The following is a 14,535-nucleotide window of genomic DNA, read 5'->3' on the forward strand; positions in this document are numbered from 1 at the left end:
ATAATCCTTTGTCTCTTTAAGTCGTGAAAGTCGTCGGGGCGCTTACTGCGCGACCTGGCCGAGCGTGTACGGCTTCGGCTGCTGGGCGGCGTGCGGGTGCTCGCTTCCGGTGTAGACCTTCAGCTTGCGGAGCTGGGCGCGACCGATGGAGTTCTTCGGGAGCATGCCGCGTACGGCCTTCTCGACGGCGCGGATCGGGTTCTTCTCCAGGAGCTCGGAGTAGGTGGTCGCCTTCAGGCCGCCCGGGTAGCCCGAGTGGCGGTACGCCTTCTTCTGAGCGGCCTTCTGGCCGGTCAGGGCGACCTTGTCGGCGTTCACGATGATGACGAAGTCGCCGGAGTCCATGTGCGGGGCGAAGGTCGGCTTGTGCTTGCCGCGCAGGAGGGCGGCGGTGTGGCTGGCGAGACGGCCGAGCACGACATCGGTCGCGTCGATGACGACCCAGTCGCGCTGGATCTCGTCTGCCTTCGGGGAATACGTGCGCGTCACAGTAGTGGCTGCTTTCTGTCTCGAACGGAGGTGTTCGTGAATCCCGCTCCGATGGGGGTTCGTCTCTCGAGAAGAGGGAACCGATGCCGGTGGAGGGCTCACGTTCGCGTGTCGCACCGCAGGAGGCGCGGACACCAAAGGTCAATAGTACGGGACGGCGTCGCACCCGGTCAAACCGGCTGAGCCGGCTCATCCCCAGGGCTGAAAAGCGCCGTCGCGGCTCACGTCGCCGCGACGCTCCACCGTAGCGTGTGCCTATGCGTTCGATCCTGCACCGGAGCCGCTGGCTCGTCGAGCCGGCCGTGGCCATCCTGTTCTTCGTGTTCTGGGCCGTGGCGGAGGTCGGCCGCCACCAGCTGGCTCCGGGCTCCGTGCGGACGGAGCTGCCGTTCTGGGCCGCCCTCCTGCTGCTGTCCTGCGCCGTCGGCCTAGCGCGGCTCGCGCCGATCGTGGCGATGGCGGCGGCGACCGTGGTGCTCATCGGTCAGCTCCTGGTGCCGACGGCGATCTTCGGCGAGCCGCTCATCTACCTGGGCTATCTGGTCGTCATCCTGGGCGTGGCCGCGACGACGCGGGGCAGGATGAGGGCCGTCGCTCTCGCCTTCGCGGCGGGCGCGGGCGTGACGGCGGCGGGGTTGCTGTCCTGGTGGCTCGGCATCGGGCGCGGTGACCCGATGAGCCGGACGATGTTCTTCATCCTCTGCGGGGCGGCCGGGGTCGTCGCCTGGTCCGTCGGAGTGCTCATCGGGATGCGGGCAACCGAGCGCGAGAGCCGGGAGCAGCTCGAACGGCTGTCCGCCGAACTCCGCGTGGCGGAGGCCGAGTCGGTCGTGGCCCAGGAGCGGGAACGGGTGGCGCAGGATGTCCACGACATCATGGCGCACTCGCTCGCCGTGATCCTCGCTCAATCCGAGGGCGCCCGCCTGATCGCCGGCGACCGGCCGCGGGCCGCCGACGACTCGCTCACCACCATCTCGGAGACCGCGCGCTCGTCGCTGACCGAGGTGCGCGTCCTCATCGAATCCCTGGTCGGCGCGCCGGAAGAATCCGGCCGCCCCGGTCTGGCCGAGCTCGACGGGCTCGTCGAGCGTCTGAACGACTCCGGCCTGACCGTGACACTGGAGCGCTTCGGGCGCCCCGTCGCGCTCAGCGCATCCCAGGAGCTGGCGGTCTACCGGATCGTCCAGGAGGCGCTGACGAACGCTCTCAAGCACGCGGGAGCCGGAGCCTTCGTCCGCGTGGCGCTCGACCAGCGCGACGACGGCGTATCGCTCTCCATCGCGTCCCGCCCGCCCACCGCCCCTCCTTCCACCCCGGCGGGCGACTCGGAGGGACGCGGGCTGATCGGCATGCGCGAACGGGCGCGCCTCGCCGGCGGATGGCTCGACGCCGGGGCGGACGACGACGTGCCAGGGGGCTACCTGGTCACCGCGTACGTTCCCGCTGCCCCGGCACGGGCGGTTCGCGCGTGATCCGCGTCGCGGTGGCGGACGACCAGGCGCTCTTCTGCGCCGGCGTGCAGATGATGATCGAGTCGCAGCCCGACCTCGCGTTCGCCGGTGCGGCCTCCGACGGCCTGGAAGCCGTCGCACTCGCCCGCACCGGCGCGGCAGACGTCCTGCTCATGGACCTCCGCATGCCGAACCTCGACGGCATCGCCGCGACGGCGACGATCCGGAGGGAAGCGGCCGCCGGGCTCCCCCGCATCGTCGTCCTCACCACGTTCGAGCGGGACGACGCCGTCGCGGCCGCGCTGAGAGCGGGAGCGGACGGGTTCCTGCTGAAGGACGCGACGCCCGACTTCATCCTCGCGTCCGTGCGCACGGTCCACGACGGCCATGCGGTGATCGCCCCCAAGGAGACCAGAGAGCTGTTCGCGTCCATCGCCCGACGGCGACCCGAGGCGATCGCCGCGCTCTCGGTGCGCGAGAAGGAGGTGTTCCTCCTCGCCGCCCGCGGCCTCGGCAACGCCGAGATCGGCCGGACCGCGTTCATCTCCGAGGCCACGGTCAAGACCCACATCCGCAGCATCCTGGCGAAGCTCGGGCTCGCCACTCGGGTGCAGCTGGTCGCCTTCGCCTACGAGAACGGGCTCGTCCGCTGAGACGGCGTCGTCAGCGACTCACCGAGGGCAGCGCGACCCCCGCCTGCCGCTCCGACACCTCCCACACGCGCCCAGCCTCGGCGGTGTCACGCAGCGGGCGGTAGAGCGCCTGCTCGGCCGGAGCGCCGCCCAGGTGACCCGGGCCGCTCGGGCCGTACAGCCTCCCGCCCACCGCATCCGGACTCGTCGCTGCGAGCAGCGCCGGAAGCGCCGCCGTCTCCGGGGTTCCGACGAGGATGCCCCAGGCCGACAACCGGCGGATCAGGCGGACGGCGCTCGTGTCCGCCGCACGTCCGTACCCGGGCTGCGCGGCGAGCAGGTTCGTCGGGGCGACGCCGGGATGCGCGAGGTTGCTCGTGATGCCCCAGTCGCCCGCCGCGCTCCGGCGGTCCAGCTCCAGCCCGAACAGGCCGAGCGCGATCTTCGAGGCGCTGTACGCCCGCTGCGCGTTGTACCGCTGCTCGCTGCCGAGGTCGTCCCAGTCGATCGCGCCGCTCCGCGCGGCCACGCTCACCTGGGATGTGACACGCGCCTGTCCCTCCCGCAGCAGCGGGAAGAGGGCACCGACCAGCGCGACGTGTCCGAGGTGGTTCGTGCCCCACTGCAGCTCGAACCCGTCGGCGGTGGTCCGGCGTTCCGGCGGCGTCATCAGCCCGGCGTTGTTGATCAGGATGTGAACGGGGTCGCCGTCGGCGCGCATCCCCTCTCCGAAGGCGGCGACCGAGTCGAGCGATGCCAGATCGAGGTCGCGCAGCACCAGCCGTGCGTCCGGGACGGCGGAGCGGATGCGCGCCGCCGCCCGGTCGCCCTTTGCGCGATCGCGGACGGGCATGACGACCTCCGCACCCGCTCGCGCCAGCCGTTCGGCGATGACGGCGCCCATGCCGTCGCTCGCTCCCGTCACGACGGCGCGCCGGCCGGTCTGGTCGGGGATGTCGATGTCGATCGTGCGTGCCACGGCGTTCTCCTTCGTTCGGTGGTCTCCACCCTGCATCGCTCGTCGGGCCGTAGCCACGGCCTGGCGATCCGTGGCTACCGGAGGCGCGGGACGGTAGACATGACGTGTGATCGACCGCATCGGGCTCGCCGACTTCCTCCGCACACGGCGGGAGCTGCTGCAACCGGAGGACGTGGGGCTGCCACGCGGCGCCCGCCGCCGCACGTCCGGGCTGCGGCGCGAGGAGGTGGCGGCGCTCGCGCATATGTCCGTCGACTACTACTCCCGGCTGGAGCGGGAGCGCGGGCCGCAGCCGTCCGAGCAGATGCTGGCCGCGATCGCCCAGGGCCTGCACCTCTCGCACGCCGAGCGGGATCACCTGTTCCGGCTTGCGGGTCACACCCCGCCGTCGCAGGGCGCCGAGAGCGAGCACGTGAGCCCGGGCCTGCTGCGCGTGCTCGACCGGCTCGACGACACCCCGGCCGAGATCGTGACCGAACTGGGCGAGACGCTCCGCCAGAGCAGGATGGGCGTCGCGCTCACCGGGGACACCGCGTCGCTCCGCGGGCCGGAACGCAGCCTGGGAGTGCGCTGGTTCACGGAGCCCGCATCGCGCCGGCTGTACGCAGCCTCCGAACACGAGTTCCTGAGCCGGATGTTCGCCTCCGGCCTGCGGGAGATCGCGACGGCACGCGGCCCCGGGTCACGCGCGGCCGCGCTGGCCGAGTACATCGGCGACCGCAGCGAGGAGTTCCGGACGCTGTGGGCGGCGCACGAGGTCGGGCTCCGTCCCAAGGAGGTCAAGCGCTTCGTGCATCCGGAGGTGGGTGAGCTCGAGCTGCACTGCCAGCAGCTCGTCGACCCCGGGCATGCGCATTCGCTGCTCGTCTACACCGCGATCCCGGGGAGCGAGTCCGCCGAGAAGCTGCGGCTGCTGTCTGTGATCGGCGCCCAATCGCTGCGCTGACGCCTCACAGCTCCCGCAGCGCGCGCGTCCGCTCGGCCCGCAGAGCGAGCTCCGCGCCCTCCGGGTAACCGACCCCCAGCAGCGTCAGTCCGCGCGCCGGCATCACCTTGAAGGCGCTGGTCCGCTGCCTTTCGTCGCGCAGCGCCACGAGGTCCTGCGGGGCGAGCTTGCCCTCCCCCACTTCGACGCACGCGCCCACCAGCGCGCGGACCATGCTGTGACAGAACGCGTCCGCGGTGAGGTCTGCGACCAGCACGCCGTCCGGATCCCGCCGCCACGCGAAGGCCTGCAGAGTCCGGATGGTCGTCGCTCCCTCGCGCGCCTTGCAGTAGCTGGCGAAGTCGTGCAGCCCCAGCAGTCCGTGCGACGCGATGTCCATCGCCGTCGCATCCAGGTCGGACGAGACCCAGGCCGTGCGATGGCGTTGCAGCGGGTCGCGGAGGGAGGCGCGGTCGGCCACCCGGTACTCGTACCGCCGCCACAGCGCCGAGAAGCGTGCGTCGAAGCCGTCGGGTGCGACCGACGCCGCCAGCACCACCACGTCCGACACCGGCCCGAGGATGCCGTTGAGACGACGGCCCAGCGCCTCCTCCGCCGAGAGCGGCGGGCGCTTGCCGTGCGGCTTCTTCAGCACGGCCTCCTGCTCCGGCGTCAGGTCGACGTGCGCCACCTGGCCCGTCGCGTGGACGCCGGCATCGGTGCGGCCGGCGACCGTCAGCAGGGGCGCGTCGCCGGCGCGGCGGAAGATCGTGGCCAGAGCATCCTCGAGCGTGCCCTGCACCGTCCGCAGCCCGGGCTGACGGCCCCAGCCGTTGAAGTCCGTCCCCTGGTAGGCGATGTCGAGCCGGTAGCGGGTGGTCTCAGTAGGCACGGACCAGTCCCACCTCCTGCTGCGAGGTGACGAACCCCATGCCGGTGTAAAGGCCGAGGGCGCCGGTCGGGTTCTCGGCGTCGACGTCGAGCACCACCTTCTCGAGTCCGCGCGCCTTGGACCCCTCGAGCACCGCACGGAGGAGCGACGGCGCGATCCGGCGACCGCGGTACAGGCGTGTGACGGCCACCGTCGAGACGTACGAGCCGGTGAAGCCCTGGCCGGGCCAGTCCTCCTCCGCGACGTCGGTCAGCAGGACACCGGCGACGACGTCGTCGACCATCGCGACGAACGAGAGTGACGCGTCGAACGTGCCGGAGGTGAGCCCCACGAATTGCTCGTCCGACAGCGGCTGACTGCCCCAGTGGTCGCGGAACGCGTCATCCCGCGCCGCATGCACGACCGCCGCCAGCTCCGCCCGGTAAGGCTCGATCCGCACGTCTCCGACCGGTGACACCTCCGGGATGGGGTCGGCCAGATCCCGCTCCATCGTCTGGAAGTACCGCACCACCTCGAAGCCGCCCGCCTCGAGCAAACGCTGCCGGCCCGGCGCGCGGACGTCGGCGTAGCCGACCAGCCACCCGGGCAGCCGCTTGTCCGAGGCCGCCAGCTTCTGCTCGCCCCGCGTCCGCTGCCAGGCGAGCAGCTCACGGCCGATGCCGCGCCCACGGAAGTCGGGATGGACGCCGCCGTTCATGAACTCCCGCACCAGCGTCTCCTGCCGAGGCGGCTCCATGACGATGCCGACCGCGGCGATGTGTCCGTCGGCCGTGACGGCCAAGAGCGTGTCCTGCTCGAGGTCGATGAAGCTGTACCCGAGCTCCTCCTCCACCTGCTCGCGGTTGGTGAGGTAGTTGGGATGATCGGCGGTGTCGATGGCGTGGAAGACCGCGTGAACCGCATCCACGTCGTCCATCGACGCGGGCCGCCAGTCGGCGATGTCGGGGTGCTGGGGGCGGTGGGACGGTAGAGCGCTCACGCGCTCCCGGAGCGGCGGCAGGGTGTCGTCGGTCATGCCTCTCACCTTACGGGCCGGGTACGACGAAGGCCCCGCATCCGTGGATACGGGGCCTTCAGACGTGCAGCGGAAGGGTGTTACGCCTTCTCAGCCTCGGTCTCGGCGTCGGTCTCACCCGCGGCGTCGGCGTCAGCGGTCGCGTCCTCCGCGACCGCGGCCTCGGCGGCGGCGGTCTCGGTCGAGGTCTCCTCGGCCGGGGTCTCCTCGGCAGCAGTCTCCTCGACAGCCGGCTCCTCGGCCGGCGCGGCCTTGGGCTCCGCGGCCTTGGTCGACTTGGACGACTTCACCTTCGGGCTGACCGGCTCGAGGACGAGCTCGATCTGCGCCATCGGCGCGTTGTCGCCCTTGCGGAAGCCGAGCTTGGTGATGCGGGTGTAGCCGCCCTCGCGCTCGGCGACCAGCGGCGCGATCTCCGTGAAGAGCTCGTGCACGACGGTCTTGTCCTGGATCACGGACAGCACGCGACGTCGCGCGTGCAGGTCGCCGCGCTTCGCGAACGTGATCAGGCGCTCGGCCACGGGACGCAGGCGCTTGGCCTTGGTCTCGGTGGTCTTGATGCTCTTGTGCGTGAAGAGCGCAGCGGCCAGGTTGGCGAGCAGCAGGCGCTCGTGCGCCGGGCCGCCCCCGAGGCGGGGGCCCTTGGTGGGCTTAGGCATGATCGGTTATCTCCAGTGTTGAAAAGGTCTGAGGGTTGCAGTCGGACGACGGGCCTCAGATGGTGGTGGACTCGTCCTCGTCGTAGCCGCTGTAGAAGTGGGCGCCGTCGAACCCGGGGACCGAGTCCTTCAGCGACAGGCCCATCTCCGTCAGCTTGTCCTTGACCTCATCCACCGACTTCTGACCGAAGTTGCGGATGTTCATGAGCTGCGTCTCCGACAGCGAGACCAGCTCGCTGACGGTGTTGATGCCCTCGCGCTTGAGGCAGTTGTACGAGCGGACCGACAGATCCAGGTCTTCGATCGGCATCGACAACTCGGAGCTGAGCACCTGGTCGACCGGCGCCGGCCCAATCTCGATGCCCTCGGCCGCGCTGTTGAGCTCGCGGGCCAGACCGAACAGCTCGACCAGGGTGCGGCCGGCCGACGCGATCGCGTCGCGCGGGCTGATGGCCGGCTTGGTCTCGACGTCGACCACGAGGCGGTCGAAGTCGGTGCGCTCACCGGCACGGGTGGCCTCGACGCGGTAGGTGACCTTCAGCACCGGCGAGTAGATCGAGTCGATCGGGATCTGGCCCGCCTCGCTGTACTCGTTGCGGTTCTGCTGGGCCGACACGTAACCGCGGCCGCGCTCGATGGTCAGCTCGACCTCGAACTTCGCCTTGTCATTGAGGGTCGCGATGACCAGCTCGGGGTTGTGGATCTCCACACCGGCCGGAGCCGAGATGTCGGCGGCGGTGACCTGACCGGCGCCGGTCTTGCGGAGATACGCGGTGATCGGCTCGTCGTGCTCGCTCGAGACCACCAGACCCTTGATGTTCAGGATGATCTCGGTCACGTCCTCCTTCACGCCCGGAACGGTGCTGAACTCGTGCAGCACGCCGTCGATGCGGATGCTGGTGACAGCCGCGCCGGGGATGGAGGAGAGGAGGGTGCGACGGAGCGAGTTGCCCAGGGTGTAACCGAAGCCCGGCTCCAGCGGCTCGATGACGAACCGCGAGCGGAACTCGGAGATGTTCTCTTCGGTGAGCGTAGGACGCTGTGCAATGAGCACTATTGATTCCTTCCGGCTAAGTGTCCGCTATATGACACTTGCTTCTACTGAGGTGGGGGTGTCACGCCGTCAGGCGGCGACCCGGTCGAGTCGCCGCCTGCGGCGGACTGAAGAGAACTGCTTAGACGCGGCGACGCTTCGGCGGCCGGCAGCCGTTGTGCGCCTGCGGCGTGACGTCGTTGATCGAACCCACCTCGAGGCCGGCGGCCTGGAGCGAGCGGATCGCGGTCTCGCGACCCGAACCCGGGCCCTTGACGAAGACGTCGACCTTCTTCATGCCGTGCTCCTGCGCCTGACGCGCAGCCGACTCGGCCGCGAGCTGCGCCGCGAACGGGGTCGACTTACGGGAGCCCTTGAACCCGACGCCGCCGGACGAGGCCCAGCTGATGACCGCACCGGTGGTGTCGGTGATCGAGACGATCGTGTTGTTGAAGGTGCTCTTGATGTGGGCCTGGCCCACAGCGATGTTCTTCTTTTCCTTCTTGCGCGGCTTACGAGCGGCCGACTTGGGTGCTGCCATTTCTTCTCCTGAATCCTAAGAGCGTGGGGCCGCGGGCCTTAGCGTGCCTTCTTCTTGCCGGCGACCGTGCGCTTCGGGCCCTTACGGGTGCGCGCGTTCGTCTTGGTGCGCTGGCCGCGGACCGGGAGGCCCTTACGGTGGCGGATACCCTCGTAGCTGCCGATCTCGACCTTGCGGCGGATGTCGGCGGCGACCTCACGGCGGAGGTCACCCTCGACCTTGAAGTTGCCCTCGATGTAGTCGCGGAGAGCGACGAGCTGGTCGTCGGTCAGGTCCTTGACGCGGATGTCGCCCGAGATCTCGGTCTCGCGCAGAGTCTGGAGGGCGCGGGTGCGGCCGACTCCGTAGATGTAGGTGAGTGCGACCTCCACGCGCTTCTCGCGCGGGATATCGACGCCTGCTAGACGTGCCATGTTGTTGGCTTCTCCTGTGATGAGTGGAGGTCTGCAGCGGTCCCGGTGCCCCGGCCTCCTCCGAGGGTGTCCCCCGCGCCGCTTTCACGGTGCGGGATCTGGGATCGCCTGTTTCGTTATTCGGTTATGAGCGCTGCGATCAGCCCTGGCGCTGCTTGTGGCGCGGGTTCTCGCAGATGACCATGACCCGGCCGTTACGACGGATGACCTTGCACTTGTCGCAGATCCGCTTGACGGAGGGATTGACCTTCATTGTGTTTTACCTTTGTTCGCTGTCCTCGTACCTCGCCCGGGGCGACCCGTGGGCGTGGCCGTTACTTACAGCAGACCTTTACTTGTAGCGGTAGACGATCCGGCCGCGGGTCAGATCGTAGGGGCTCAGCTCCACGATCACGCGGTCCTCCGGGAGGATGCGGATGTAGTGCTGACGCATCTTGCCTGAGATGTGGGCAAGAACCTTGTGACCGTTCGTCAGCTCGACGCGGAACATCGCGTTGGGCAGAGCTTCGATCACGGATCCTTCGATCTCGATGACACCGTCTTTTTTGGCCATAGCCTCACTGTCGCTAAAAGTAGTGGTTTGCTGGTCGTGCGTTGACTGGCGGAAGGCACGTCGGAACGCGCCTAAGACACCAAGGATCTATCTTATGGGAAAGGGCGCGATTTCGCCAATCCGAGTGTATTATCTGCGCCCGGTCACGGAATCGGCGTCGGCGTGACGCCGAACGGCGCGAGACCGGCCGCACCGCCGTCCGCCGCGGTGAGCACCCAGATGCCGTTCTCGTGCACGGCGATGCTGTGCTCCCAATGCGCTGCGGCCGAGCCGTCCTCGGTGGCGACGGTCCAGCCGTCGTCCTTCACGTAGGTCTCCTGGTCGCCCAGGACCACCATCGGCTCGATCGCCACGACCAGGCCGGGACGGACCTCCGGGCCCTTCGCCCGCACCCGGTAGTTGAACACAGGGGGCTCCTCATGCATCCGCCGGCCGATGCCGTGGCCGATGTAGTCGGTCAGAATGCCGTACTCGCCCTCCGAGAGGATGAAGTCCTCGATGGCCTCCCCCACCTCGTTGAGGTAGCGGGCCTGGGCCAGCGTCGCGATGCCGCGCCAGAGCGACCGCTCCGTGACGTCGGAGAGGCGCTGCCGCTCCTCCACGCGCTCCGGATGCGCCGGGTCGGGCAGCACGAACGTGCGCGCCGCGTCCCCGTTCCAGCCGCCCAGGATGGCTCCGCTGTCGACCGACAGGATGTCACCCGGCTCGAGCACTCGGCCGCCGGGGATGCCGTGCACCACCTCGTCATTCACCGACGCGCAGATCGTGTGGTGGTAACCCGGCTCCAATTTGAAGTTCGACGCGCCGCCCGCCTCGACGATCGCCCGCTCGGCGAGCGTGTCGAGCTCGAGCGTCGTGATTCCCGGCGCCACCGCGGCCGCGACCGCGTCGAGCGACGCCGCCGTCGCCCGACCCGGAGCGACCATGTCGCGCAGCTGGGCGGGCGTCTTGTAGATCGACCTCTTGAACTTCATCGAGAGGAGGGCCGTCAGGCCACGGACTCGCCGGTGGACGCACCGGCGACCGGGTGGATGCCGCGCTCGGCCAGAGCCGCCGCGACCCGCTCGGCGACCTCGTCGATTCCGCCCAGGCCGTCGACCGGGACGAGCAGTCCGCGCTCGCGGTACACGTCGATCAGCGGGGACGTCTCGCGCACGTAGACCTCCTGGCGGTGGCGGATCGCCTCCTCCGAGTCGTCGGCACGTCCCTGCTCCTGCGCGCGCTTCGTGAGGCGCTGGACGATCTCGTCCTGGTCCGCCGTCAGCTGGATCACGGCGTCGAGCTTCTGTCCGTCGCCGGCCAGCAGCTGGTCGAGGTACTCGACCTGCGCGAGCGTGCGCGGGTAGCCGTCGAGCAGGAAGCCGTTCACAGCGTCGTCCTCGCGCAGCCGGTCGGCGACCAGCTGGTTGGTGAGGCTGTCGGGCACGTAGTCGCCGGCATCCACGATGGCCTTGACCTGCTTGCCGAGCTCGGTCTCGTTCTTGATGTTGGCCCGGAAGATGTCGCCCGTGGAGATGTCGGGGATCCCGTAGGTGGTGGTGATGCGGGAGGCCTGTGTGCCCTTGCCCGCTCCGGGGGGACCGACGATCAGCATTCGGGTCAACGCAGAAGCCCTTCGTAATGCCGCTGCTGGAGCTGGGAGTCGATCTGCTTGACCGTCTCCAGCCCGACACCGACGATGATCAGGATGGACGTGCCGCCGAACATGAAGTTCTGGCTCGCGCCGATCAGCGCGAACGCGACCAGCGGAATCAGCGCGATGATGCCGAGGTAGAACGAGCCGGGCAGCGTGACGCGGGTGAGCACGTAGTCCAGGTACTCCGCCGTCGGACGGCCTGCGCGGATGCCCGGGATGAAGCCGCCGTACTTCTTCATGTTGTCCGCGACCTCCTCCGGGTTGAAGGTGATGGCGACGTAGAAGTACGTGAAGCCCACGATCAGGAGGAAGTACAGGAGCATGTAGAGCGGGTGGTCGCCCTTGGTGAGGTAGTTCGTGATCCAGGTGACCCACGGCGCCGGGGCCTTGCCCGCGGCCGGCTGGTTGAACTGCGCGATCAGGGCCGGCAGGTACAGCAGCGACGAGGCGAAGATGACGGGAACGACGCCGGCCATGTTGACCTTGATCGGGATGTACGTGTTGTTGCCGCCGTACGTGCGCCGCCCGACCATGCGCTTCGCGTACTGCACGGGGATGCGCCGCTGCGACTGCTCGACGAAGACGACGCCCATGACGATGAGCAGACCGATCGCGATCACGACCAAGAGGATCTCGATGCCCTGCGACTGGCCGACCGCCCAGAGCGAGGACGGGAACTGCGCGGCGATCGAGGTGAAGATGAGGAGCGACATGCCGTTGCCGATGCCGCGCTCGGTGACGAGCTCGCCCATCCACATGATGAGGCCCGTACCGGCGGTCATGGTGATGACCATGAGCATGATCGCGTACCAGGAGTCGTCCGTGATGAGCTGCGTGCACTGCGAGACGGCGGTGGTGCCGAACAGCGCGCCGCTGCGGGCGACGGTGATCAGGGTCGTCGACTGGAGGACGCCCAGCGCGATCGTGAGGTAACGCGTGTACTGCGTGAGCTTGGCCTGACCGGCCTGACCCTCCTTGTAGAGGGTCTCGAAGCGCGGGATGACCACGCGCAGCAGCTGCACGATGATCGACGCGGTGATGTACGGCATGATGCCGAGCGCGAAGATCGAGAGCTTGAGCAGGGCGCCGCCGGAGAACAGGTTCACCAGCGAGTAGAGACCCGAGGTGTCCTGGTTGGCGTTCAGACATGTCTGGACGTTGCCGAAGTCGACGAACGGCGCGGGGATGAACGACCCCAGCCGGAACAGGGCGATGATCGCCAGGGTGAAGAGGATCTTCTTCCGAAGGTCCGGGGTGCGGAAGATCCGCGCAACGGCGCTAAACAAACCTGCGTCCTGCTTTCCTAAGAGTCAGTCGGGTGGCCGGTTTCCCGGCCACCCGACTCGACTGCTGTACGGATGGCTACTTGACGGAACCACCAGCGGCGACGATCTTCTGCTCGGCAGAGCCGGAGACCTTGTCGACCGCAACGTTCAGCTTAACCGCAATGTCCCCGTTGCCGAGAACCTTGACCTTTTCGTTCTTGCGAACGGCGCCCTTGAGGACGAGGTCGGCGACGGTGACGTCACCGCCCGACGGGTAGAGCTCCGCGAGCTTCTCCAGGTTCACGACCTGGTACTCGACGCGGAACGGGTTCTTGAACCCGCGCAGCTTCGGCGCACGCATGTGCAGCGGAAGCTGACCGCCCTGGAAGCCCGGGCGCACCTGGTAGCGCGCCTTGGTTCCCTTGGTACCGCGGCCGGCCGTCTTGCCCTTCGAGCCCTCACCGCGTCCGACGCGGGTCCGGTCCTTCTTGGCACCGGCGGCGGGACGCAGGTGGTGCACCTTCAGGACCTGCTCGCGGGGCTCCGCGACGTCCTTCTTGGCGGCGGCCTTCTTCGCCGGCTTGGCGGCGACGGTGTCGTCGGCCTTGTCGGCGGCGGCGGCCTTGTCGGCAGCCTTGGCCGGAGCCTTCTTGGCGGGCGCCTTCTTCTCGGCTGCCGGCTTGTCGGCGGCGGCCTTGGCCGGAGCCTTCTTGGCGGGCGCCTTCTTCGGGGTCGCCGTCTCGGCGGCCTCGGTGGTGGCCTTCTCGTCAGCCATTAGTCGATCTCCTCAACCTTCACCAGGTGAGCGACGGTGTTGACGTACCCGCGGTTCTGCGGGTTGTCCTCGCGGACGACGACGTCACCGATGCGCTTCAGACCCAGGCTGCGCAGGGTGTCGCGCTGGTTCTGCTTCTCGCTCACTTTGGACTTGATCTGCGTGATTTTCAGACGCGCAGCCATCAGGCACCTGCCTTCGCGGTTGCGGCGGCCTCGGCCAGCGCTGCCTCGGTGCGAAGCAGGCGCGCCGGGGCGACCTGGTCGTAGTCGAGGCCACGGCGGGCGGCCACGGCACGGGGCTCCTCGAGCTGCTTGAGCGCCTCGACGGTCGCGTGCACGATGTTGATCGTGTTGGACGATCCGAGCGACTTGCTCAGGACATCGTGGATGCCGGCGCACTCGAGCACGGCGCGGACCGGACCACCGGCGATAACACCGGTACCGGCAGCGGCCGGACGCAGGAGGACCACACCGGCGGCGGCCTCACCCTGCACCGGGTGCGGGATGGTGTTGCCGACGCGCGGGACGCGGAAGAAGTTCTTCTTCGCCTCCTCGACGCCCTTCGAGATCGCCAGCGGCACCTCACGGGCCTTGCCGTAGCCGACGCCCACCAGGCCGTTGCCGTCGCCGACGACCACGAGAGCGGTGAAGCTGAAGCGACGACCGCCCTTCACGACCTTGGAGACGCGGTTGATGGTGACGACGCGCTCCAGGAACTGGCTCTTGTCGGCGTCACGGCTGCCGCGGTCACCACGGCCCTGGTTGCGGTCGCGACCGCCACGGCGGGGCTCGCGCTCACCGCGACCGGTGGTGTTGTTGTCGGTGGACGCAGCGGTCTCGACCGGCTGCGCGCTGTCCGTTACCTGATCGGCCACGGTCTGCTCCTTGTTGTTCTCGTCGCTCACAGGTTCAGTCCGCCCTCTCGAGCGCCCTCGGCGACAGCGGCGACGCGGCCGGCGTACTTGCTGCCTCCGCGGTCGAACACGACGGCCTCGACACCGGCGCTCTTCGCGCGCTCGGCCACGAGCTCGCCGACCTTGCGGGCCTTGGCGGTCTTGTCACCGTCGAAGGTGCGGAGGTCCGCCTCCATGGTCGACGCGAAGGCCAGCGTGTGACCCTGCGCGTCGTCGACGACCTGCACGAAGACGTGGCGGGCCGAACGGGTGACGACCAGGCGCGGACGGACCGCGGTGCCCTCGATCTTCTTGCGAAGGCGGGTGTGACGGCGGTCGCGAGCGGCCGCCTTGCTCTTTCCTCTGGTACCCAGAGCCATGA

20 protein-coding genes are annotated in these 14,535 nt (G+C 68.9%); 3 read left to right on the forward strand and 17 right to left on the reverse strand.

From position 1 onward, the window contains the following. Positions 1-42: 42 nt before the first annotated feature. Complete coding sequence (locus A0130_07140; GenBank protein ANF31470.1) at positions 43-489, reverse strand: 50S ribosomal protein L13; 447 nt, start codon at positions 487-489, stop codon at positions 43-45. A 257-nt stretch (positions 490-746) separates the two neighbouring features. On the opposite strand from A0130_07140, the gene A0130_07145 reads away from it, so the two are divergent. Beyond that, positions 747-1,961 carry a hypothetical protein gene (locus tag A0130_07145; GenBank protein ID ANF31471.1) on the forward strand — a complete coding sequence of 405 codons (1,215 nt, stop codon included), beginning with the start codon at positions 747-749 and terminating at the stop codon, positions 1,959-1,961. Further along, positions 1,958-2,593, forward strand: a complete 636-nt coding sequence (locus A0130_07150; protein ID ANF31472.1) for a DNA-binding response regulator — start codon at positions 1,958-1,960, stop codon at positions 2,591-2,593. Before A0130_07145 ends, A0130_07150 begins: the two co-directional genes overlap by 4 nt. A gap of 10 nt (positions 2,594-2,603) precedes the next feature. Here the strand turns inward: A0130_07150 and A0130_07155 are convergent, their stop codons facing one another. Beyond that, a complete protein-coding gene (locus tag A0130_07155; GenBank protein ID ANF31473.1) occupies positions 2,604-3,551 on the reverse strand; it encodes a short-chain dehydrogenase in 948 nt (315 codons plus the stop codon). A 106-nt stretch (positions 3,552-3,657) separates the two neighbouring features. Between A0130_07155 and A0130_07160 the strand changes: the two genes are divergently transcribed. Continuing rightward, complete coding sequence (locus tag A0130_07160) at positions 3,658-4,497, forward strand: XRE family transcriptional regulator (protein ANF31474.1); 840 nt, start codon at positions 3,658-3,660, stop codon at positions 4,495-4,497. A 4-nt stretch (positions 4,498-4,501) separates the two neighbouring features. On the opposite strand, the gene A0130_07165 is transcribed toward A0130_07160, so the two are convergent. The 15 genes from A0130_07165 to A0130_07235 all read right to left on the reverse strand — a co-directional run bounded on the left by A0130_07165 (position 4,502) and on the right by A0130_07235 (position 14,533). Continuing rightward, a complete protein-coding gene (locus A0130_07165) occupies positions 4,502-5,368 on the reverse strand; it encodes a tRNA pseudouridine(38-40) synthase (protein ANF31475.1) in 867 nt (288 codons plus the stop codon). Next, entirely contained in the window at positions 5,358-6,383 is a 1,026-nt protein-coding gene (locus tag A0130_07170) for a GNAT family N-acetyltransferase (GenBank protein ANF31476.1), read from the reverse strand. Before A0130_07170 ends, A0130_07165 begins: the two co-directional genes overlap by 11 nt. 80 nt (positions 6,384-6,463) lie before the next feature. After that, a complete protein-coding gene (locus A0130_07175; GenBank protein ANF31477.1) occupies positions 6,464-7,042 on the reverse strand; it encodes a 50S ribosomal protein L17 in 579 nt (192 codons plus the stop codon). Between the two features lie 55 nt (positions 7,043-7,097). Then, on the reverse strand, positions 7,098-8,096 hold the full coding sequence (locus tag A0130_07180; protein ID ANF31478.1) for a DNA-directed RNA polymerase subunit alpha: 999 nt from the start codon (positions 8,094-8,096) through the stop codon (positions 7,098-7,100). Positions 8,097-8,217: 121 nt separating this feature from the next. Further along, complete coding sequence (locus A0130_07185) at positions 8,218-8,616, reverse strand: 30S ribosomal protein S11 (protein ANF31479.1); 399 nt, start codon at positions 8,614-8,616, stop codon at positions 8,218-8,220. A 38-nt stretch (positions 8,617-8,654) separates the two neighbouring features. Beyond that, positions 8,655-9,029 carry a 30S ribosomal protein S13 gene (locus tag A0130_07190; GenBank protein ANF31480.1) on the reverse strand — a complete coding sequence of 125 codons (375 nt, stop codon included), beginning with the start codon at positions 9,027-9,029 and terminating at the stop codon, positions 8,655-8,657. Between the two features lie 139 nt (positions 9,030-9,168). After that, entirely contained in the window at positions 9,169-9,282 is a 114-nt protein-coding gene (gene rpmJ, locus A0130_07195) for a 50S ribosomal protein L36 (protein ID ANF31481.1), read from the reverse strand. Between the two features lie 78 nt (positions 9,283-9,360). Beyond that, positions 9,361-9,582: a translation initiation factor IF-1 gene (locus tag A0130_07200; protein ID ANF31482.1), complete on the reverse strand. Its 222-nt coding sequence runs from the start codon at positions 9,580-9,582 to the stop codon at positions 9,361-9,363. Between the two features lie 143 nt (positions 9,583-9,725). Then, complete coding sequence (locus A0130_07205; protein ANF31483.1) at positions 9,726-10,556, reverse strand: type I methionyl aminopeptidase; 831 nt, start codon at positions 10,554-10,556, stop codon at positions 9,726-9,728. A gap of 14 nt (positions 10,557-10,570) precedes the next feature. Continuing rightward, the gene (locus tag A0130_07210; GenBank protein ID ANF31484.1) at positions 10,571-11,176 is read right to left on the reverse strand and encodes an adenylate kinase; all 606 of its coding nucleotides are present in this window, start codon (positions 11,174-11,176) and stop codon (positions 10,571-10,573) included. A gap of 5 nt (positions 11,177-11,181) precedes the next feature. Further along, positions 11,182-12,504, reverse strand: a complete 1,323-nt coding sequence (locus tag A0130_07215; protein ID ANF31485.1) for a preprotein translocase subunit SecY — start codon at positions 12,502-12,504, stop codon at positions 11,182-11,184. Between the two features lie 76 nt (positions 12,505-12,580). After that, complete coding sequence (locus A0130_07220) at positions 12,581-13,258, reverse strand: 50S ribosomal protein L15 (protein ANF31486.1); 678 nt, start codon at positions 13,256-13,258, stop codon at positions 12,581-12,583. Beyond that, entirely contained in the window at positions 13,258-13,443 is a 186-nt protein-coding gene (locus tag A0130_07225) for a 50S ribosomal protein L30 (protein ANF31487.1), read from the reverse strand. The genes A0130_07220 and A0130_07225 overlap by 1 nt, the downstream gene beginning before the upstream one ends. Continuing rightward, complete coding sequence (locus tag A0130_07230; GenBank protein ANF31488.1) at positions 13,443-14,165, reverse strand: 30S ribosomal protein S5; 723 nt, start codon at positions 14,163-14,165, stop codon at positions 13,443-13,445. Before A0130_07230 ends, A0130_07225 begins: the two co-directional genes overlap by 1 nt. Then, positions 14,162-14,533 carry a 50S ribosomal protein L18 gene (locus tag A0130_07235; GenBank protein ID ANF31489.1) on the reverse strand — a complete coding sequence of 124 codons (372 nt, stop codon included), beginning with the start codon at positions 14,531-14,533 and terminating at the stop codon, positions 14,162-14,164. The genes A0130_07230 and A0130_07235 overlap by 4 nt, the downstream gene beginning before the upstream one ends. Positions 14,534-14,535 lie beyond the last annotated feature (2 nt).

Source organism: Leifsonia xyli (assembly GCA_001647635.1).
GTDB classification, from domain to species: domain Bacteria; phylum Actinomycetota; class Actinomycetes; order Actinomycetales; family Microbacteriaceae; genus Leifsonia; species Leifsonia xyli_A.

Coding starts and splice junctions, on each gene's coding strand:
- A0130_07145 (ANF31471.1), top strand. CDS start 747: ATGCGTTCGATCCTGCACCGGAGCCGCTGGCTCGTCGAGCCGGCCGTG.
- A0130_07170 (ANF31476.1), bottom strand. CDS start 6,383: ATGACCGACGACACCCTGCCGCCGCTCCGGGAGCGCGTGAGCGCTCTA.
- A0130_07175 (ANF31477.1), bottom strand. CDS start 7,042: ATGCCTAAGCCCACCAAGGGCCCCCGCCTCGGGGGCGGCCCGGCGCAC.
- A0130_07185 (ANF31479.1), bottom strand. CDS start 8,616: ATGGCAGCACCCAAGTCGGCCGCTCGTAAGCCGCGCAAGAAGGAAAAG.
- A0130_07190 (ANF31480.1), bottom strand. CDS start 9,029: ATGGCACGTCTAGCAGGCGTCGATATCCCGCGCGAGAAGCGCGTGGAG.
- rpmJ (ANF31481.1), bottom strand. CDS start 9,282: ATGAAGGTCAATCCCTCCGTCAAGCGGATCTGCGACAAGTGCAAGGTC.
- A0130_07200 (ANF31482.1), bottom strand. CDS start 9,582: ATGGCCAAAAAAGACGGTGTCATCGAGATCGAAGGATCCGTGATCGAA.
- A0130_07205 (ANF31483.1), bottom strand. CDS start 10,556: ATGAAGTTCAAGAGGTCGATCTACAAGACGCCCGCCCAGCTGCGCGAC.
- A0130_07210 (ANF31484.1), bottom strand. CDS start 11,176: ATGCTGATCGTCGGTCCCCCCGGAGCGGGCAAGGGCACACAGGCCTCC.
- A0130_07220 (ANF31486.1), bottom strand. CDS start 13,258: ATGGCTGACGAGAAGGCCACCACCGAGGCCGCCGAGACGGCGACCCCG.
- A0130_07225 (ANF31487.1), bottom strand. CDS start 13,443: ATGGCTGCGCGTCTGAAAATCACGCAGATCAAGTCCAAAGTGAGCGAG.
- A0130_07235 (ANF31489.1), bottom strand. CDS start 14,533: ATGGCTCTGGGTACCAGAGGAAAGAGCAAGGCGGCCGCTCGCGACCGC.